Genomic DNA, 15,219 nt, shown 5'->3' with positions numbered 1-15,219 from the left:
GTTGCCGTAAGATACGCCCCGCTCTCCCTGATGGGGCCGCCGTGGCCCCGCCGCAGGCTCTTGAGGCTGCGCAGAAAAATGCCCTCATGGGTCGGCCTGGCCTTACTCGTTCTCGTCGTCGATGTGGCGATGGCCGTGCTTGCCTGGGTCGCCGTCGATGTCGTCCTGCACTGAAAGCTCGCCTCTGTGCATGTAGAGCGAGGCCGCCAGATAGGCGACCTGGCCGACAATCAGGCAGCCAACGACGAGTGGGATTCCGGTCCAGAATCCGAAGCCCGAGGTCTGAAGCACTATTGCAGCAAGGATCGCGGTCGCCGGCGAAACCAATAAGAGAGTCCAGACTCGGAAGAAGAGTCCCGTCGACAATCCAGCGATCATGCTCGCGAGCAGGAGCAGGAATATGGTTGTCACCAGAGCTTCCCGGTTCGCAGGTCCATATCGCAGTCGATGGCTGAGCTTGAGCCACCCGGATCGCCGTCACAACGATGCTGACCTCCGCCGCGCACATCACGCGGAATTATTGTTAACTCCGACAATGCTCGTAAAATTGATGTCCCGGACATCTCGAACATCCGGGCTTGCGCAACCGGTTCAAGCAAAAAAGAGCCGGATCATCGATCCGGCTCTTCCATCATTCCGTCTGTCGGGCCTCGCCTCACTTCGCCTGGGCCAGCCCTTCCTTCTTCAGTGCTTCCTGCACCTGCGGCCGCGCCGCGACGCGGGTCTTGTAGGCGGCAAGGTTCGGCATCGCCGAGAGGTCGAACTTCATCCGGTCCGCCCAGGTCAGCATCGTGAAGAGATAGCCGTCGGCCACCGTGAACTGCTTGCCCATGAGGTAGTCGCGGCCGGCGAGCTGGCCGTCGATATATTTCAGCTTGCCCATGACGCGGTCTTTGAAGAAGGCCTTGGCCTCGTCGTTCAGCGCCGGCGCGAACATCGGGCCAAAGCTCTTGTGCACCTCGGAGGTGAGGAAGTTCAGCCACTCCTGCAGCTTGTAGCGCTCAGAACTGCCGTGGGCCGGCGCCAGCGCTTTGCTTGAGGCCTGATCGGCGATCATCTGGACAATCACCGGGCCTTCGGTCACGATCTCGCCGCTGTCGAGGCCCAGCGCAGGCACCTGGCCCTTGGGATTCAGCTTCAGATAATCCTCACCATTTTCGAGCTTCTTGGCCCGGAGATCCACCTTGACCAGCTCGTAGGGCAGGCCGGCTTCCAGAAGGGCGATGTGGGGGGACAGCGAGCAGGCACCGGGCGAATAATACAGCTTCATGGAATTTCCTTCTCTTGAGCTTGGTTCGGCCGAAAGAGCGATTACATGCAACTGCTTGAAATAGTCAAGATTGATGCAGCTGCATCAAATGAGGTAAGACACGGACGACGAGCTTGAGCGGGACCATGAAACGCAAACCATCGACCGAGGCAACTGCCGCCTGGATCCGCCTGATGCGGGTGCAGAGCCGCGTGCTCGATTGCGTCGAGCAGGACTTGAAGCGAGCCGGCTTCCCGCCGCTGGCCTGGTATGACGCGCTGCTCGAATTGTCGCGGGCGCCGACGGGCGAGCTGCGGCCGGTGGAACTCGAACGGCAGATGCTGATTCCGCAATATTCCACCTCGCGCCTGATCGACCGCCTGGTCGACGAGGGCCTCGCCTCGCGGCGCGAATGCAAGATCGACAAGCGCGGCCAGTTCGTCGAGATCACGGAAGCCGGCCGCGAGCTGCAGAAGCGGATGTGGAGCGCCTATTCGGCCGCGATCGAGAAATATGTCGGTTCGAAGCTGTCCGATGCCGATGCCGTCAAGCTCAGCGATCTGCTCGACCGCCTGGGCTGCTCCTGCGGCGAGATGAAGCTTCCGCCCGTCGCCAACGCCAACGAAAACGCGCCGTCGCGATGACCGCACGGCACACCAGCTCGTCCGTGCGCCCGGTGGGTTCGCGGACCATCCCCGTCACCCGCGCGCATTCGACCGAAGCGCCCTTGATTAGAGTTTGATATGGCGCGAGACCAGATCGATATGACGCCGCTGCAATCGCGCGACGAGCTCGTCGCGTGGTTCGAGGCCGGCTGCAAGGACCCGTCGGAATTCCGCATGGGCACCGAGCACGAGAAGACGCCGTTCACGCTCGAAGGCCACCGTCCGGTGCCTTACGAAGGCGCGCGAGGCATCGGTGCATTGCTCGAGGGCATGAAGCTCCTGCTCGGCTGGGAGCCGATCATGGAGAAGGGCAACATCATCGGCCTCTACGACGTCACCGGCGGCGGAGCGATCTCGCTTCGAGCCCGGCGGACAGTTCGAGCTCTCAGGCGCCCCGGTCGAGAACGTGCACCAGACCCAGAGCGAGCTGATGGCGCATCTTGCGCAGGTGCGCGAGATCGCAACGCCGCTCGGCATCGGCTTCCTCGGCCTCGGCATGACGCCGTCCTGGTCGCGCGCCGAGATCCCGATGATGCCCAAGGGCCGCTACAAGATCATGACCAATTACATGCCGAAGGTCGGCCAATACGGCCTCGACATGATGTACCGGACCTGCACGGTGCAGACCAACCTTGACTTCTCCTCCGAAGCCGACATGGTCAAGAAGCTGCGCGTGTCGCTGGCGCTGCAGCCGGTCGCGACCGCGCTGTTTGCCAACTCGCCGTTCACCGAAGGCAAGCCGAACGGCTTCCTCTCCTTCCGCTCCGAGATCTGGCGTGACACCGACAATGCACGCTCGGGCATGATGCCGTGGGCGTTCGAGGACGGCATGGGGTTCGAGCGCTATGTCGACTACGCGCTCGACGTCCCCATGTATTTCGTCAAGCGCGGCGAGGACTACATCGACGTGTCGGGCTCCTCGTTCCGCGCCTTCTTCGACGGCCGCAACAACAACCTTCCCGGCGAGCGTCCGACGCTGTCGGACTGGGCCAATCATCTCTCGACCATCTTCCCGGAAGTGCGGCTCAAGCGTTATCTCGAGATGCGCGGCTCCGACGGCGGTCCGTGGGGGCCGGCTGCCGGCGCTGCCGGCGTTCTGGGTCGGGCTGCTCTACGACGACGTTGCGCTCGATGCGGCCTGGGAGATCGTCAAGCATTGGACCGCGCCTGAGCGTCAGGCCCTGCGCGACGACGTGCCGCGGATGGGCTTCAAGGCGCGGATCAGGGATCGCTATCTGTTCGAGATCGCCAAGGAATGCCTCGTTCTGGCGCATGCCGGCCTGCGCCGGCGGGCCCGGATCGACCAGGTCGGCCGCGACGAAACGCGGCATCTGGAGCCGCTCGACCGTATCATCGATTCCGGCCGGACGCCGGCTGAGGAAATGTTGGACAAGTTCAACGGCCCCTGGAAGGGCTCAGTGGAACCCGCCTACGCGGAATACGCTTTCTAGACCATAGACCAACGACCGGGCTTTCAGCCGTTCATCGCCCATACAGGTTTGCGGCGATCAAATGACCGGCCGAAAAACCTGAGCGTCGTCAATAACTCGAAAGCTGTTCCGATGGGGAAGGGCCGCCTGTCCGGCGCCGTCATGGCAAAGGTCGTGGCATGCGCCGCGCTGCTTACGCTCGCTTTCGCGAACGCGCCGACGCACGCCCAGACCGCGTTTGATCGGCCCGGCGGCGACTATTTCAGCACACCGGTCGCCTCGGGCGATCCGGAGGATTGCGCGTTGCTGTGCGAGCGCGATCGCCGCTGCCGCTCGTGGAGCTTCAGCTATCCCGACGTCGAGGGCGGCTCGGCGGTGTGCTGGCTGAAGAACACCGTGCCGGCGCGCGTGCCGGGAAGCTGCTGTATCTCCGGCGTGCGCGGCGCCGGCGTGATCGAGCCGAGGGTCGAGGGCGTGGAGACGTCGATCGACCGCCCCGGCGGCGATCTGCGCAATTTCGAGCTGAAGGACGGCGAGGGCGTGGAGGTCTGCAAGGCCGCCTGCACCGTCGACAACAAATGCCGTGCCTTCACCTATGCCCGCCCCGGCTACACCGGACGCGAGGCGCGCTGCTTCCTGAAAAAGGAAATCAAGCCGCCGCGCCGCAAGGCGGGCTTCACGTCGGGCGTGGTGCGGTAGCGCTCGGGCTCGTGCCCCGGACGCAGGTGCGGTAGGGTGGGCAAAGCGAAGCGTGCCCACGCGTCTGTGGCCAGATCGGAAAGATCGTGGGCACGGCGCTTCGCGCCTTTGCCCACCCTGCCGCACCTCACTCCGGCGCGATCACCGTGAGCTCCGGCCACAGCGCCTTCCAGCGGGCGGCTTTGGCCGCGTAATTCGCCGCGGAGAAATTCGGTCCTGGATTTGGCCGCGCGATCAGTCCCGCGACGTCGTCAAAGCCGTGTGGCGCGTAGACCTCGTAGCTATCTCTTCCGCGTTTCACGCCGATTTGCGTGTTCTGCGTCAGGAAGCGGTCGATGCCATCGGATGCGCGCGTCAGGGGCGGATAGGGCAGGCCGTGCTTGTGGGGGTACCACAGATGTACACGCGCCTGGTTGCGGATCTCGACCTTGACGCCGAGATGCGTGAGCCGCGCGTCCAGCTCGCGGATCACCGCGTCCTCCGCCTCCCACGAGGTGTCGGGGTCGAACTAGAATACGTCGTAATCGGCGATGCCAAAATCGACCGCGCGGCCGGTGAGCACGTTCCACACGGTCTGCACCAGGCATCCCGAAACCAGCCACGCATCCGGCAGCGCGTGACGATCGAGCTCATCGATGATCGCGACGTTGACGGGATTCCTCAGCGCGAGTGCGAGGAATTCGTCACGGTTCATCGTGAGACGAGGCGGATCAATGCACGGCAGTGAAGAATCGCGCCAGCCGGAAGCCGGACAGCCAGGTCCACACCGGCTGGCTTCGCATGCCGAGATCCCAGGAGCCGAGCACCGCATCCGCACGGCCGATCAGATTGTCGATCGGCAACAGGCCGACGCCGCCGGAGCGCAGCGACACGCGGCTGTCGGAGGAATTGTCGCGGTTGTCGCCGAGCACGAAGAGGTGACCGGCCGGCACCGTCACTTCCGGCGTGTTGTCGAGCGGTCCGTTGTCGCGCATCTTGAAGATCAGATGCGAGACGCCGTTCGGCAGCGTCTCGACATAGCGGTAGGCGGGCTCGTTGCCGCCATTGTCGTCCTCGGCAGCGCCGACGCCGTCCGGCTTGAGCTCGGCGGGGCGGTCGTTGATGAAGAGCTGGCCCTGCCGCATCTGGATGCGATCGCCGGGCAGCCCCACGACGCGCTTGACCCAGGCCTGCGAGCGATCGCCGGGCCAGCGGAACACGACGACGTCGCCGAGCTTCGGCGTTTCCGCGAACACCCGGCCGGTCTCGGGCAGGCTGATCTGGATCGGCAGCGAGGAAGTGCCGTAGCCGTAGGGGAATTTGGAGGCGAGCAGCGCGTCGCCGATCAGCAACGTCGGCTCCATCGAGCCCGACGGCACGTAGAACGGCTCGGCAAGCGCGCCCTTGGCGATGAACACGGCGACGACGATGCCGGCGAGCTGAACGAGCTGCCCGCCCCAGCCGCTGCCCTTCTGCTTGGAGGTGACGGTCTCTTTCTCAACGCTCATGCGCCGGTTCCACCCACGGTAATGCGCTCCATCAGCAGCGACGGCTGGCCGACGCCGACGGGCACGCCCTGGCCGTTCTTGCCGCAGGTGCCGATGCCGGTATCGAGCGCGAGATCGTTGCCGATCATGCGGATGCGATGCAGGTCGGTCGGCCCGTTGCCGATCAGCATGGCGCCCTTCAGCGGCGCGCCGATCTTGCCGTTCTCGATCTTGTAGGCCTCGGTGCACTGGAACACGTACTTGCCCGAGGTGATGTCGACTTGGCCGCCGCCGAAATTCGCGGCGAAGACGCCGTTCTTCACCGAGGCGAGGATCTCGGCCGGATCGCGGTCGCCCGCGAGCATGTAGGTATTGGTCATGCGCGGCATCGGCACATGGGCATAGCCCTGGCGGCGGCCGTTGCCGGTCGGCTTCATGTTCATCAGCCGTGCGTTCTGACGGTCCTGCATGTAGCCGACCAGGATGCCGTCCTCGATCAGCACGGTGCGATTGGTCGGCGTGCCCTCGTCGTCGATCGACAGCGAGCCGCGGCGCGAGGCAATGGTGCCGTCGTCGACCACGGTGACGCCCTTGGCCGCGACCTGCTGGCCCATCAGGCCGGCGAATGCAGAGGTCTTCTTGCGGTTGAAATCGCCTTCCAGGCCATGGCCGACCGCTTCGTGCAGCATCACTCCGGGCCAGCCGGCGCCGAGCACGACGTCCATCTCGCCGGCCGGGGCCGGAATCGATTCCAGATTGACCAGCGCCTCGCGCAGCGCGCCGTCGGCGGCGTCGCGCCAATTCCGGCTCTCGATGAATTCGGCATAGCCGGCACGGCCGCCATAACCCTTGCTGCCGCTCTCCTGGCGGTCGCCTTGGCCGGCCACGACGGAGATGTTGACGCGGACGAGCGGACGGATGTCGCGATAGCTCTCGCCGTCCGGCCGCAGGATCTCGACCACCTGCCAGGTCGCACCGAGGCTGACGCTGACCTGCCGCACCCGGGGATCCTTGTCGCGCAGGTAAGCGTTGATCTCGGCGAGCAGCTTGACCTTGGTCTCGAAGCCGGGGGCGTCGAGCGGATTGTCGTCGCCATAGAGCCGGATATTGGTGTGCGGAGGCGGCGCGGCAAAGCTGCCGGAATAGCCGCCGCGCACAGCCGCAACCGCGTCCGCGGCGCGCATCAGCGCCGGCAGGGACACGTCGGAGGAATGCGCGTAGCCGACCGCATCGTCCTTGACCGCGCGCAGGCCAAAACCTTGCGAGGTGTCGTAGGTCGCCTGCTTCAGCCGCCCATTGTCGAACATCAGCGCTTCGGTCTGGCTGTACTCCAGGAACAGCTCGCCGTCGTCGGCGCCGGAAAGCCCGCGCGCGAGCTCGTGGCGAACCTGGTCGCGGTCGAGATTGGCGCGGTCGAGCAGGGAGGTCGTGGCAGGATTGGTCATGCGTCCATCCATTAGCGGAAGATGTGGGTCAAGATAATGGTTTCGGATCGGTTCCGCGAGGGGCGGGGCGTCACATTACGGAAACGATAGGAAGGGCGCACCGCTGCGCCGCCTCAGTCCATGCTGTGGTGCCCTGATGAGCCGGCGAGGTGTCATCTCTATCGAACCGGATAAGCGGGGAGGGAGACCTTGTATCCGCCACATGCGGATTGCCGTGGCGGATGTGCTCGGTTGGCTGGATGCCGGTCGGACTTACGCTCAAATCCTCGATGATTTTCCGGCGTTGACCGAGGACGATATCAAAGCGCGCTGGCTTTCGCCGCTGGGGACCCAGTGGTCGAGCTTGTGGCGAACGATAATCCATCACCGTCATCCTGAGGTGTTCGCCTTGCAAAGCAGGGCGAGCCTCGAAGGACGACGGCACCGCCAGCAGCTCGGCCGTTCATCCTTTGAGGCTCGCACGGCAGCGCAGCTTGCGCTGCCGAACTCGCGCCTCAGGATGACGGGAATTCGATAGCCTGCGATTGGGCGCAGCCCCTACGGCAGCTTGTCATAGCCCTCGCCGAGGCCGTTCAGGCTGAGCGGGAAGCCGATGCCTTCTTCGGGTGTCTCGAAGATGATGAAGGTGGCGGTCTTGGCGGTGCGGAGCTGGCCGAGCAGCTTGTCGTCCATGACGACCTCGGCGACGCAGCCATTGGGCAGGCAGCGCACGAACCCGGCTCGGCCGACGTCCTGGTTGTCGAGCTTGAGGCCGAGACCGGAGGGCAGCAGCACACCCAGCGGCGCCACCACGCGCATCAGCCGGCTCTTCTGGTCGGCGGTCTTCAGCACGATCACGGTCAGGCCGGCATTGGAGCGGTCTTCCGCCACCACGCTCTGGATCAGCGCGCATTGCTCGGTCTGGGCGCCGGGCGGCGTGTCGCAGCAGAATCTGCCAGTCGCCATGGACAGAGCGCACCGCGCCCTGCGCATGGGCAAGGCCGGGAAGCGCCAGGAGGAGGAGCGCAGCCAGCAACGTGGCCAGCACCGGGAGGCGGTTAAGCGGCCTTGTCGCCGGTCTTGCCATCGATATCGAAAACCCCATCGGGTCGGTCCCTCCGCTCGCCTTCCTCGCTCGCGCTTGGCGGACTCATCTGGCGGACTGATACGGGAATGACGGCGTCTTGAAGGCGATTGCCAAGCAAATTCCGCGCCGCCTCGCACCGCCGCCGCCCGCACGAATCAGGTTCCTGCGCGGCCATCTGCCAGTGCCTAACGCGGGCAATTCCGCTGTCAAGCGGCAGCATCCCGGCAAACGGTATTTTTGTCCGATGTTACTAGGAATTATCCTGCGGGTGATGGCTGGCAGATCAGGCGCAAGACTGCATTGCGATAGATCAAGAATTATGGTTTGAGAGGCTAGATTTCGGCGTTCTAGCGATCTGGCCCGAATTCCTCTTAGAGGTATTCTTGCGCGGCGGTTTGTCAGGCGGGCGGATCGAATAAGCGTTGCCCGGACACAGGGGAGCGCACTTGGGGTGATTTCGTAAGGGGAGCGCGAACGGCATGAGGATGTCGATGGGTCGGGTGGGCCAGCATCTGCTGGAATTGGCCACCATCGCCGTGGTGGCGGCTGGTGTCACGCTGGCGACGGGTGGCGCGGCATTCGCCGAGGTCGGGCAGCCGGCTCCGTGGGAGTGGACGCTCCAGCAGTCCGGTTCTCCGGTGATGGACAACATCGTCTGGTTCCACAACTTCCTGTTCGTGCTGATCACGCTGATCACGCTGTTCGTTCTGGCGCTGCTCGTGGTCGTGGTTGTCAAGTTCAATGCGCGGGCCAATCCGGTGCCGTCGCGGACCACCCACAACACGCTGATCGAGGTGGCCTGGACGCTCGTTCCGGTGCTGATCCTGGTCGGCATCTCGGTGCCGTCGTTCCGGCTGCTGTTCCTGGAGCTCGACATTCCGAAAGCGGATCTGACCATCAAGGCGACCGGCAAGCAATGGTACTGGTCCTATGCCTATCCCGATAACGGCAAGTTCGAGTTCGACTCGCTGATGGCGCAGGACAAGCAGCCCCGTCTGCTCGGCGTCGACAACGAGATGGTGGTGCCGGTCAACAAGGTGATTCGCGTCCAGACCACCGGCGCCGACGTCATCCATGCCTTCGCGGTGCCGGCTTTCGGCGTCAAGATCGACGCCATTCCGGGCCGCCTGAACGAGACCTGGTTCAAGGCCCCCAAGACCGGCATGTATTACGGCCAGTGTTCGGAATTGTGCGGCAAGGACCACGCTTTCATGCCGATCGCCGTGCGCGTGGTGAGCGAGCAGGAATTCGCCTCCTGGGTCGAGACGGCGAAGAAGAAATATGCGAGCGGCGGCGCCAGCACCTACGCCTCCGCGGCCGGTCCGACGCAGTAAGCGTCGGATGACGGCTTGAGGCACTGGAAGCGATAGAAGGGCGGGACCTCCTGGAGGTCCGAATGGGACGCAAGGCAGGATTTGAACATGGCAACGAGCGCAGCGGCACACGGCGATCACGCCCACGGACATGACGAGCACGCCCATCCGACCGGATGGCGCCGCTACGTCTATTCGACCAACCACAAGGACATCGGCACGATGTACCTGGTGTTCGCGGTCATCGCAGGCATCATCGGCCTGGCGATGTCGATCGCGATCCGTGCCGAGCTGATGTATCCGGGCGTGCAGGTCTTCCACGAGACCCACACCTATAACGTGTTCGTGACCTCGCACGGCCTGATCATGATCTTCTTCATGGTCATGCCCGCGATGATCGGCGGCTTCGGCAACTGGTTCGTCCCGCTGATGATCGGCGCGCCGGACATGGCGTTCCCGCGCATGAACAACATCTCGTTCTGGCTGCTGCCGGCCTCCTTCGCCCTGCTCCTGATGTCGACCTTCGTCGAGGGCGAGCCGGGCGCCAACGGCGTCGGCGCGGGCTGGACCATGTACGTGCCGCTGTCGAGCTCCGGGCATCCCGGTCCGGCCGTCGACTTCGCGATCCTGTCGCTGCATCTGGCGGGTGCCTCGTCGATCCTCGGCGCCATCAACTTCATCACCACGATCTTCAACATGCGCGCCCCCGGCATGACCCTGCACAAGATGCCGCTGTTCGTGTGGTCGATCCTGGTGACGGTGTTCCTGCTGCTGCTGTCGCTGCCGGTGCTCGCCGGCGCGATCACCATGCTGCTCACCGACCGCAATTTCGGCACGACCTTCTTCGCCCCCGACGGCGGCGGCGATCCGGTGCTGTTCCAGCATCTGTTCTGGTTCTTCGGCCACCCCGAGGTGTACATCCTGATCCTGCCCGGCTTCGGCATGATCAGCCAGATCGTCTCGACCTTCTCGCGCAAGCCCGTGTTCGGCTATCTCGGCATGGCCTACGCCATGGTCGCGATCGGCGGCATCGGCTTCGTGGTGTGGGCGCACCATATGTACACGGTCGGCATGTCCTCGGCGACGCAGGCCTATTTCGTCGCCGCGACGATGGTGATCGCGGTTCCGACCGGCGTGAAGATTTTCTCGTGGATCGCCACGATGTGGGGCGGCTCGATCGAATTCCGCGCCCCGATGATCTGGGCGGTCGGCTTCATCTTCCTGTTCACGATCGGCGGCGTCACCGGCGTCGTGCTGGCGAACGCGGGCGTCGATCGCGTGCTGCAGGAGACCTACTACGTCGTCGCGCACTTCCACTACGTGCTCTCGCTCGGCGCGGTGTTCGCGATCTTCGCCGGCTGGTACTACTGGTTCCCGAAGATGTCGGGCTACATGTACAATGAAGGGCTCGCGAAGGCGCACTTCTGGGTCACCTTCATCGGCGTCAACCTGGTGTTCTTCCCGCAGCACTTCCTCGGCCTGTCCGGCATGCCGCGTCGCTACGTCGACTATCCCGATGCGTTCGCAGGCTGGAATCTGGTCTCGTCGCTCGGCTCCTACATCTCCGGCTTCGGCGTGCTGATCTTCCTGTACTGCGTGGTCGACGCCTTCATGAAGAAGGTGCCGGCGGGCGACAATCCGTGGGGTGCGGGTGCGACCACGCTGGAATGGACGCTGCCCTCGCCGCCGCCCTTCCATCAGTTCGAAGTGCTGCCCCGCGTGCAGTGAGCGATCACCGCGGCGCCCGTGACGGGCGCCGCGGCTCTTCCAACGAAGCGAGTTGAATTCGTGTCCGTCCTCGACCAGAACGCCATCGACATCAATCCGCGCATCTCCGAGGCGGAGGTCGGCGACTACATCGCGCTGCTGAAGCCGCGGGTGATGTCGCTGGTGATCTTCACCGCGCTGGTCGGGATGGCGATGGCGCCGGGACACTTCCACCCCGTGCTCGCGTTCACCTCGCTGCTTTGCATCGCCGTCGGTGCCGGTGCCTCCGGCGCGCTCAACATGGCGCTCGAAGGCGACATCGACTCCAAGATGTCGCGCACGGCGAACCGGCCGATCCCGCGCGGCCGCATCACCCGCCCCGAGGCGATGGCCTTCGGCCTGACGCTGTCCTTCTTCTCGGTGATGACGCTCGGCATCCTCGTCAACTGGATCGCCGGCAGCCTGCTCGCCTTCACCATCTTCTTCTACGTCGTGATCTACACGATGGGCCTGAAGCGCTGGACCGCGCAGAACATCGTGATCGGCGGTGCCGCCGGCGCGCTGCCGCCGGTGGTGGCCTGGGCCGCCGTCACGGGCACGGTCGACGTCGAGCCGCTGCTGCTGTTCGCCATCATCTTCTTCTGGACCCCGCCGCACTTCTGGGCGCTGGCGCTGTTCCGCTCCGACGACTACGCGCGCGCCGGCATTCCGATGCTGCCCAACGTCGCCGGTCCCGATGCGACGCGGCTCCAGATCCTGCTCTACACAATCGTGCTGATCGCGGTCGCCGCCGCACCCTGGGCGCTCGGCTATTTCGACGCCGTCTACGGCATCGCTTCGCTGATCCTGGGCGCCGGCATGCTGGTGCTCGCGATCAACGTCTATCTGCGTCGCGAGCGGGCTGCGTCGCTGCGCGCGACCCGCAAGCTGTTTGCCTTTTCGATCCTCTATCTGTTCGCACTGTTCGCGACCCTGCTGGTCGAGGTCGTGGTCCGGGCGCTGGCTCCGATGGTAGGGGGCGCATGATCACAGCGATGGCCGACAAACCCGAGACAGGCGGAATCGTCCTCACCGAGGCGCAGAAGAAGAGCCGTCGTCAGCGCTCGATCGCGATCGCACTCGCGCTCGGCGTGCTGGTGGTGCTGTTCTTCGCCGTCACCATGGTCAAGGGACCGGCGGTTCTCGTGCGGCCGATGTAGAAGATGAATCAGGAGCCGACCATATCGCAGGACAGCGCCAAGCCGGGCGATCGCAAGCCGGCCACACGCCGCGGGCTGGGACGCGATGCGGTGGTTGCTTCGATCTGCGGCGGCGTGGTCGCGCTGATGGTCGGCGCTTCCTACGCGGCGGTACCGTTCTACAATTGGTTCTGCCGCGCCACCGGGTTCAACGGCACGACCCAGGTCGCAACCTCCGCGCCGGCCACGGGGCCGATCGCGCGGAAGATCTCGGTGCGCTTCGATTCCAACGTCGCGCCCGGCCTGCCCTGGAAATTCGAGCCGGAGCAGAACGAGATCGAGGTCAATATCGGAGAGGTCACGACCGTCTTCTATACCGTGACCAATCAAGCCGCGCGCACCACGGCCGCGCAGGCCGCCTACAACGTCGCTCCGCTGACGGTCGGCTCCTATTTCCAGAAGATCAACTGCTTCTGCTTCACCGAGCAGACCATGGCCCCGGGCGAGAAGCGGGAGATGCCGGTCGTGTTCTACGTCGATCCGTCGATCGCCGACGATCACGAGAACGACGGGCTGAGCACCATCACGCTGTCCTACACCTTCTATCCGGTGAAGGATCCCGTGGTGAAACCGCTGGCATCGGGCGAAGGCGACAAGCGCAAGGGAAATCTCTGACCGCCGGGCTCTTGCTCGAAGGGTCGGAAAACGAGGGGACAAGTGCCTGGCAGGCACGGGATTGAGGAGAGAGACCGCAAATGGCAACGGCGCACACCAAGCATCACGACTATCACCTGGTCGATCCCTCTCCCTGGCCGTTCGTCGGCTCGCTTTCCGCTTTCATCATGGCAGTCGGCGCGGTCGCCTGGATGCACCACATGTTCTCTGCCGCGCCGATCGTGTTCGGGGTCGGCACCGTGGGCGTGCTCTACACCATGGCGAGCTGGTGGACCGACGTGATGAAGGAAGCCCAGTACAAAGGCGACCACACCCGCGTCGTGCAATTGCATCACCGCTACGGCATGATCCTGTTCATCGCCTCGGAGGTGATGTTCTTCGTCGCCTGGTTCTGGGCCTATTTCAACGCGGCGCTGTTCCCGGCCGACGCCGTCCACGCCACCCGCGACGCGGTGTTCGGCTGCGGCCTCGGCACCCAGCCCGGCGCCTGCGCAGTCCCCGGCACCTGGCCGCCCAAGGGCATCGAAACCTTCGACCCCTGGCATCTGCCGCTTCTGAACACGCTGATCCTGCTGACCTCGGGCACCACGGTGACCTGGGCGCACCACGCGCTGCTCGAGAACGACCGCCAGGGCCTCAAGTACGGCCTGATCCTTACCGTCGTGCTTGGTGCGCTCTTCACCTGCGTGCAGGCCTATGAATACAGCCACGCGGCGTTCTCCTTCGCCGGCAACGTCTATGGTGCGACCTTCTTCATGGCGACCGGCTTCCACGGCTTCCATGTGCTGGTCGGCACCATCTTCCTGCTGGTCTGCCTGTTCCGCGCCTACGCCGGCCACTTCACGCCGAAGCAGCACCTCGGCTTCGAGTTCGCCGCCTGGTACTGGCACTTCGTCGACGTGGTCTGGCTATTCCTGTTCCTCTGCATCTACGTCTGGGGACGCGGCGCCGCGACCATGGCCGCCGCGCACTGAGCCGCGAGGAATCGACCAGAAAGGGCGGCCGCAGGGCCGCCCTTTCGCTTTTGGACCGCCGGAAAGTTTCGGCGAAAACTGTGATAAGGTCCGCCATCATGAATGACACCGCCGGCAAACCCGAGCCCGAAACCACCGTCCTGCAGAGCGCGCTGCGCGGGCTTGCCTGCCGATGTCCGCGCTGCGGCCAGGGCAAGCTCTATGCGGGCTTCCTGACGCTCGCGCCCGCCTGCGACCGCTGCGGCCTCGACTACGCCTTCATCGATACCGGCGACGGTCCGGCGATCTTCATCATCATGCTGGCCGGCGGGATCGTCGTTGCGGCAGCGCTCATCGTCGAGGTCAAATACCAGCCGCCGTATTGGCTGCATGCGGTGCTGTGGTTGCCGCTGATCCTCGCCACCACGCTGCTGCCGCTGCGTGCGATGAAGTCGCTGCTGATCGCGCTGCAATTCCACCACAAGGCGGCGCCAGGCCGGTTGGTCGACCGCGCGAAATGAACCAGCCTGCGCGCAAGCCCCGCGTGGCCGGCTTCGCGCTGTTCACGCTGTTCCTGACGGCCGTCTTCGTCGCACTCGGCGTCTGGCAGTTGCAGCGGCGGACCGCCAAGCACGAGCTGGTGGCGGCGCTCACCGAGCGCCTGGCCCTAGCGCCGGTCCCGCTGCCGCCGCCCACGCTATGGGGCAAGCTGAATCCCGCACGCGACGAGTTTCGCCGCGTCAGCTTCACCGCGACCTACGCGGCTCTGCCGGATGCGATGGTCTATTCGTCCGGGTCGGCGGTACGCAAGGACGCCTCCGGCCCCGGCACCTGGGCCTTCCTGCCGGCGCGGCTTCCGAGTGGCGAGACGGTCGTGATCGACGCGGGCTTCGTCGAGAACACGATGCAGGACCGCGGCGTCGAGGATCGCGCGGTGAAGAAGCTCGTGACCGGGCAGCCGGTCGTGCTGACCGGTTATCTGCGCTTTCCCGAGGCACCCGGCTGGCTGACGCCCGCGGAAAACCGCGACAAGCGGCTGTGGTTCGTGCGCGACCATCCGGCCATCGCGAGCGCGCTCGGCTGGGGCGCGGTGGCGCCGTTCTATGTCGATCTCGAGCAGCCGGCGCCCGAGAACGGAATTCCGCGCCCGGGGCCGCTCGCCGTGCATCTGAAGGACGACCACCTGCAATACGCCATCACCTGGTTCCTGCTCGCGGGCGCCGTGCTGATCGCCTTCGCGGTGTGGGCCAGAGGCCGGCGACGGAGCTGAGCCGGTCGGTCTTGCGCCGGAACCCGGTATCGCCCGGGGTTTATTATTCAGCGCACATTCACGAGTGTGGTCCTAAGTCGCCGGTGGTTTTTCGCGGCAGACA

The 15,219-nt window shown here is 65.0% G+C and carries 15 protein-coding genes and 3 pseudogenes; 12 read left to right on the top strand and 6 right to left on the bottom strand.

Annotated features, from left to right (window positions below; all coding sequences use genetic code 11):
- Positions 1–102 precede the first annotated feature (102 nt).
- Both ACETMP_RS19975 and gstA read right to left on the bottom strand, forming a co-directional pair.
- Positions 103–411, bottom strand: coding sequence for a hypothetical protein (locus ACETMP_RS19975; RefSeq protein ID WP_375157521.1), 309 nt, complete (start codon positions 409–411; stop codon positions 103–105).
- A 244-nt stretch (positions 412–655) separates the two neighbouring features.
- Entirely contained in the window at positions 656–1,270 is a 615-nt protein-coding gene (gstA, locus tag ACETMP_RS19970; RefSeq protein ID WP_375157520.1) for a glutathione transferase GstA, read from the bottom strand.
- Between the two features lie 125 nt (positions 1,271–1,395).
- On the opposite strand from gstA, the gene ACETMP_RS19965 reads away from it, so the two are divergent.
- The 3 genes and pseudogenes from ACETMP_RS19965 (at position 1,396) to ACETMP_RS19955 (ending at position 4,043) form a co-directional block, all read left to right on the top strand.
- Positions 1,396–1,893: a MarR family winged helix-turn-helix transcriptional regulator gene (locus tag ACETMP_RS19965; protein ID WP_375157519.1), complete on the top strand. Its 498-nt coding sequence runs from the start codon at positions 1,396–1,398 to the stop codon at positions 1,891–1,893.
- 99 nt (positions 1,894–1,992) lie between these two features.
- Positions 1,993–3,365 (top strand): annotated as a pseudogene (locus ACETMP_RS19960) (glutamate--cysteine ligase).
- Between the two features lie 111 nt (positions 3,366–3,476).
- The gene (locus tag ACETMP_RS19955) at positions 3,477–4,043 is read left to right on the top strand and encodes a PAN domain-containing protein (RefSeq protein WP_375157518.1); all 567 of its coding nucleotides are present in this window, start codon (positions 3,477–3,479) and stop codon (positions 4,041–4,043) included.
- Positions 4,044–4,170: 127 nt separating this feature from the next.
- On the opposite strand, the pseudogene ACETMP_RS19950 reads toward ACETMP_RS19955, so the two are convergent.
- The 3 genes and pseudogenes from ACETMP_RS19950 to tldD all read right to left on the bottom strand — a co-directional run bounded on the left by ACETMP_RS19950 (position 4,171) and on the right by tldD (position 6,954).
- A pseudogene (locus ACETMP_RS19950) lies at positions 4,171–4,737 on the bottom strand (nucleotidyltransferase family protein).
- 16 nt (positions 4,738–4,753) lie between these two features.
- The gene (gene lepB, locus ACETMP_RS19945; RefSeq protein ID WP_375157517.1) at positions 4,754–5,530 is read right to left on the bottom strand and encodes a signal peptidase I; all 777 of its coding nucleotides are present in this window, start codon (positions 5,528–5,530) and stop codon (positions 4,754–4,756) included.
- Positions 5,527–6,954, bottom strand: a complete 1,428-nt coding sequence (gene tldD, locus ACETMP_RS19940; protein ID WP_375157516.1) for a metalloprotease TldD — start codon at positions 6,952–6,954, stop codon at positions 5,527–5,529. Before tldD ends, lepB begins: the two co-directional genes overlap by 4 nt.
- Positions 6,955–7,090: 136 nt before the next feature.
- On the opposite strand from tldD, the gene ACETMP_RS19935 reads away from it, so the two are divergent.
- Positions 7,091–7,471 carry a DUF433 domain-containing protein gene (locus ACETMP_RS19935; protein ID WP_375157515.1) on the top strand — a complete coding sequence of 127 codons (381 nt, stop codon included), beginning with the start codon at positions 7,091–7,093 and terminating at the stop codon, positions 7,469–7,471.
- A 20-nt stretch (positions 7,472–7,491) separates the two neighbouring features.
- Here the strand turns inward: ACETMP_RS19935 and ACETMP_RS19930 are convergent.
- Positions 7,492–8,038 (bottom strand): annotated as a pseudogene (locus tag ACETMP_RS19930) (invasion associated locus B family protein).
- Positions 8,039–8,499: 461 nt separating this feature from the next.
- Here ACETMP_RS19930 and coxB point away from each other — a divergent pair.
- The 8 genes from coxB to ACETMP_RS19890 all read left to right on the top strand — a co-directional run bounded on the left by coxB (position 8,500) and on the right by ACETMP_RS19890 (position 15,116).
- Positions 8,500–9,354, top strand: coding sequence for a cytochrome c oxidase subunit II (coxB, locus tag ACETMP_RS19925; RefSeq protein ID WP_257197669.1), 855 nt, complete (start codon positions 8,500–8,502; stop codon positions 9,352–9,354).
- 87 nt (positions 9,355–9,441) lie between these two features.
- The gene (ctaD, locus tag ACETMP_RS19920) at positions 9,442–11,061 is read left to right on the top strand and encodes a cytochrome c oxidase subunit I (protein WP_028134043.1); all 1,620 of its coding nucleotides are present in this window, start codon (positions 9,442–9,444) and stop codon (positions 11,059–11,061) included.
- A 60-nt stretch (positions 11,062–11,121) separates the two neighbouring features.
- The gene (locus tag ACETMP_RS19915; RefSeq protein WP_375157514.1) at positions 11,122–12,066 is read left to right on the top strand and encodes a heme o synthase; all 945 of its coding nucleotides are present in this window, start codon (positions 11,122–11,124) and stop codon (positions 12,064–12,066) included.
- Complete coding sequence (locus tag ACETMP_RS19910; RefSeq protein ID WP_028134045.1) at positions 12,063–12,239, top strand: hypothetical protein; 177 nt, start codon at positions 12,063–12,065, stop codon at positions 12,237–12,239. Before ACETMP_RS19915 ends, ACETMP_RS19910 begins: the two co-directional genes overlap by 4 nt.
- Before the next feature lie 3 nt (positions 12,240–12,242).
- The gene (locus ACETMP_RS19905; protein ID WP_375157513.1) at positions 12,243–12,893 is read left to right on the top strand and encodes a cytochrome c oxidase assembly protein; all 651 of its coding nucleotides are present in this window, start codon (positions 12,243–12,245) and stop codon (positions 12,891–12,893) included.
- An 80-nt stretch (positions 12,894–12,973) separates the two neighbouring features.
- The gene (locus ACETMP_RS19900; RefSeq protein WP_375157512.1) at positions 12,974–13,867 is read left to right on the top strand and encodes a cytochrome c oxidase subunit 3; all 894 of its coding nucleotides are present in this window, start codon (positions 12,974–12,976) and stop codon (positions 13,865–13,867) included.
- Positions 13,868–13,965: 98 nt separating this feature from the next.
- On the top strand, positions 13,966–14,367 hold the full coding sequence (locus tag ACETMP_RS19895; protein ID WP_100177975.1) for a DUF983 domain-containing protein: 402 nt from the start codon (positions 13,966–13,968) through the stop codon (positions 14,365–14,367).
- Complete coding sequence (locus ACETMP_RS19890) at positions 14,364–15,116, top strand: SURF1 family protein (RefSeq protein WP_375157511.1); 753 nt, start codon at positions 14,364–14,366, stop codon at positions 15,114–15,116. Before ACETMP_RS19895 ends, ACETMP_RS19890 begins: the two co-directional genes overlap by 4 nt.
- Positions 15,117–15,219 lie beyond the last annotated feature (103 nt).

This window comes from Bradyrhizobium dasycarpum, from assembly GCF_042019905.1.
GTDB lineage: Bacteria > Pseudomonadota > Alphaproteobacteria > Rhizobiales > Xanthobacteraceae > Bradyrhizobium > Bradyrhizobium japonicum_B.
This window is presented reverse-complemented; position numbering and strand designations above follow the sequence as displayed.

Excerpts from the sequence above, each read along its gene's own strand:
- gstA (WP_375157520.1), bottom strand. The coding sequence starts at position 1,270 with ATGAAGCTGTATTATTCGCCCGGTGCCTGCTCGCTGTCCCCCCACATC.
- ACETMP_RS19965 (WP_375157519.1), top strand. The coding sequence starts at position 1,396 with ATGAAACGCAAACCATCGACCGAGGCAACTGCCGCCTGGATCCGCCTG.
- ACETMP_RS19955 (WP_375157518.1), top strand. The coding sequence starts at position 3,477 with ATGGGGAAGGGCCGCCTGTCCGGCGCCGTCATGGCAAAGGTCGTGGCA.
- lepB (WP_375157517.1), bottom strand. The coding sequence starts at position 5,530 with ATGAGCGTTGAGAAAGAGACCGTCACCTCCAAGCAGAAGGGCAGCGGC.
- tldD (WP_375157516.1), bottom strand. The coding sequence starts at position 6,954 with ATGACCAATCCTGCCACGACCTCCCTGCTCGACCGCGCCAATCTCGAC.
- ACETMP_RS19935 (WP_375157515.1), top strand. The coding sequence starts at position 7,091 with ATGAGCCGGCGAGGTGTCATCTCTATCGAACCGGATAAGCGGGGAGGG.
- coxB (WP_257197669.1), top strand. The coding sequence starts at position 8,500 with ATGAGGATGTCGATGGGTCGGGTGGGCCAGCATCTGCTGGAATTGGCC.
- ctaD (WP_028134043.1), top strand. The coding sequence starts at position 9,442 with ATGGCAACGAGCGCAGCGGCACACGGCGATCACGCCCACGGACATGAC.
- ACETMP_RS19910 (WP_028134045.1), top strand. The coding sequence starts at position 12,063 with ATGATCACAGCGATGGCCGACAAACCCGAGACAGGCGGAATCGTCCTC.
- ACETMP_RS19905 (WP_375157513.1), top strand. The coding sequence starts at position 12,243 with ATGAATCAGGAGCCGACCATATCGCAGGACAGCGCCAAGCCGGGCGAT.
- ACETMP_RS19900 (WP_375157512.1), top strand. The coding sequence starts at position 12,974 with ATGGCAACGGCGCACACCAAGCATCACGACTATCACCTGGTCGATCCC.
- ACETMP_RS19895 (WP_100177975.1), top strand. The coding sequence starts at position 13,966 with ATGAATGACACCGCCGGCAAACCCGAGCCCGAAACCACCGTCCTGCAG.
- ACETMP_RS19890 (WP_375157511.1), top strand. The coding sequence starts at position 14,364 with ATGAACCAGCCTGCGCGCAAGCCCCGCGTGGCCGGCTTCGCGCTGTTC.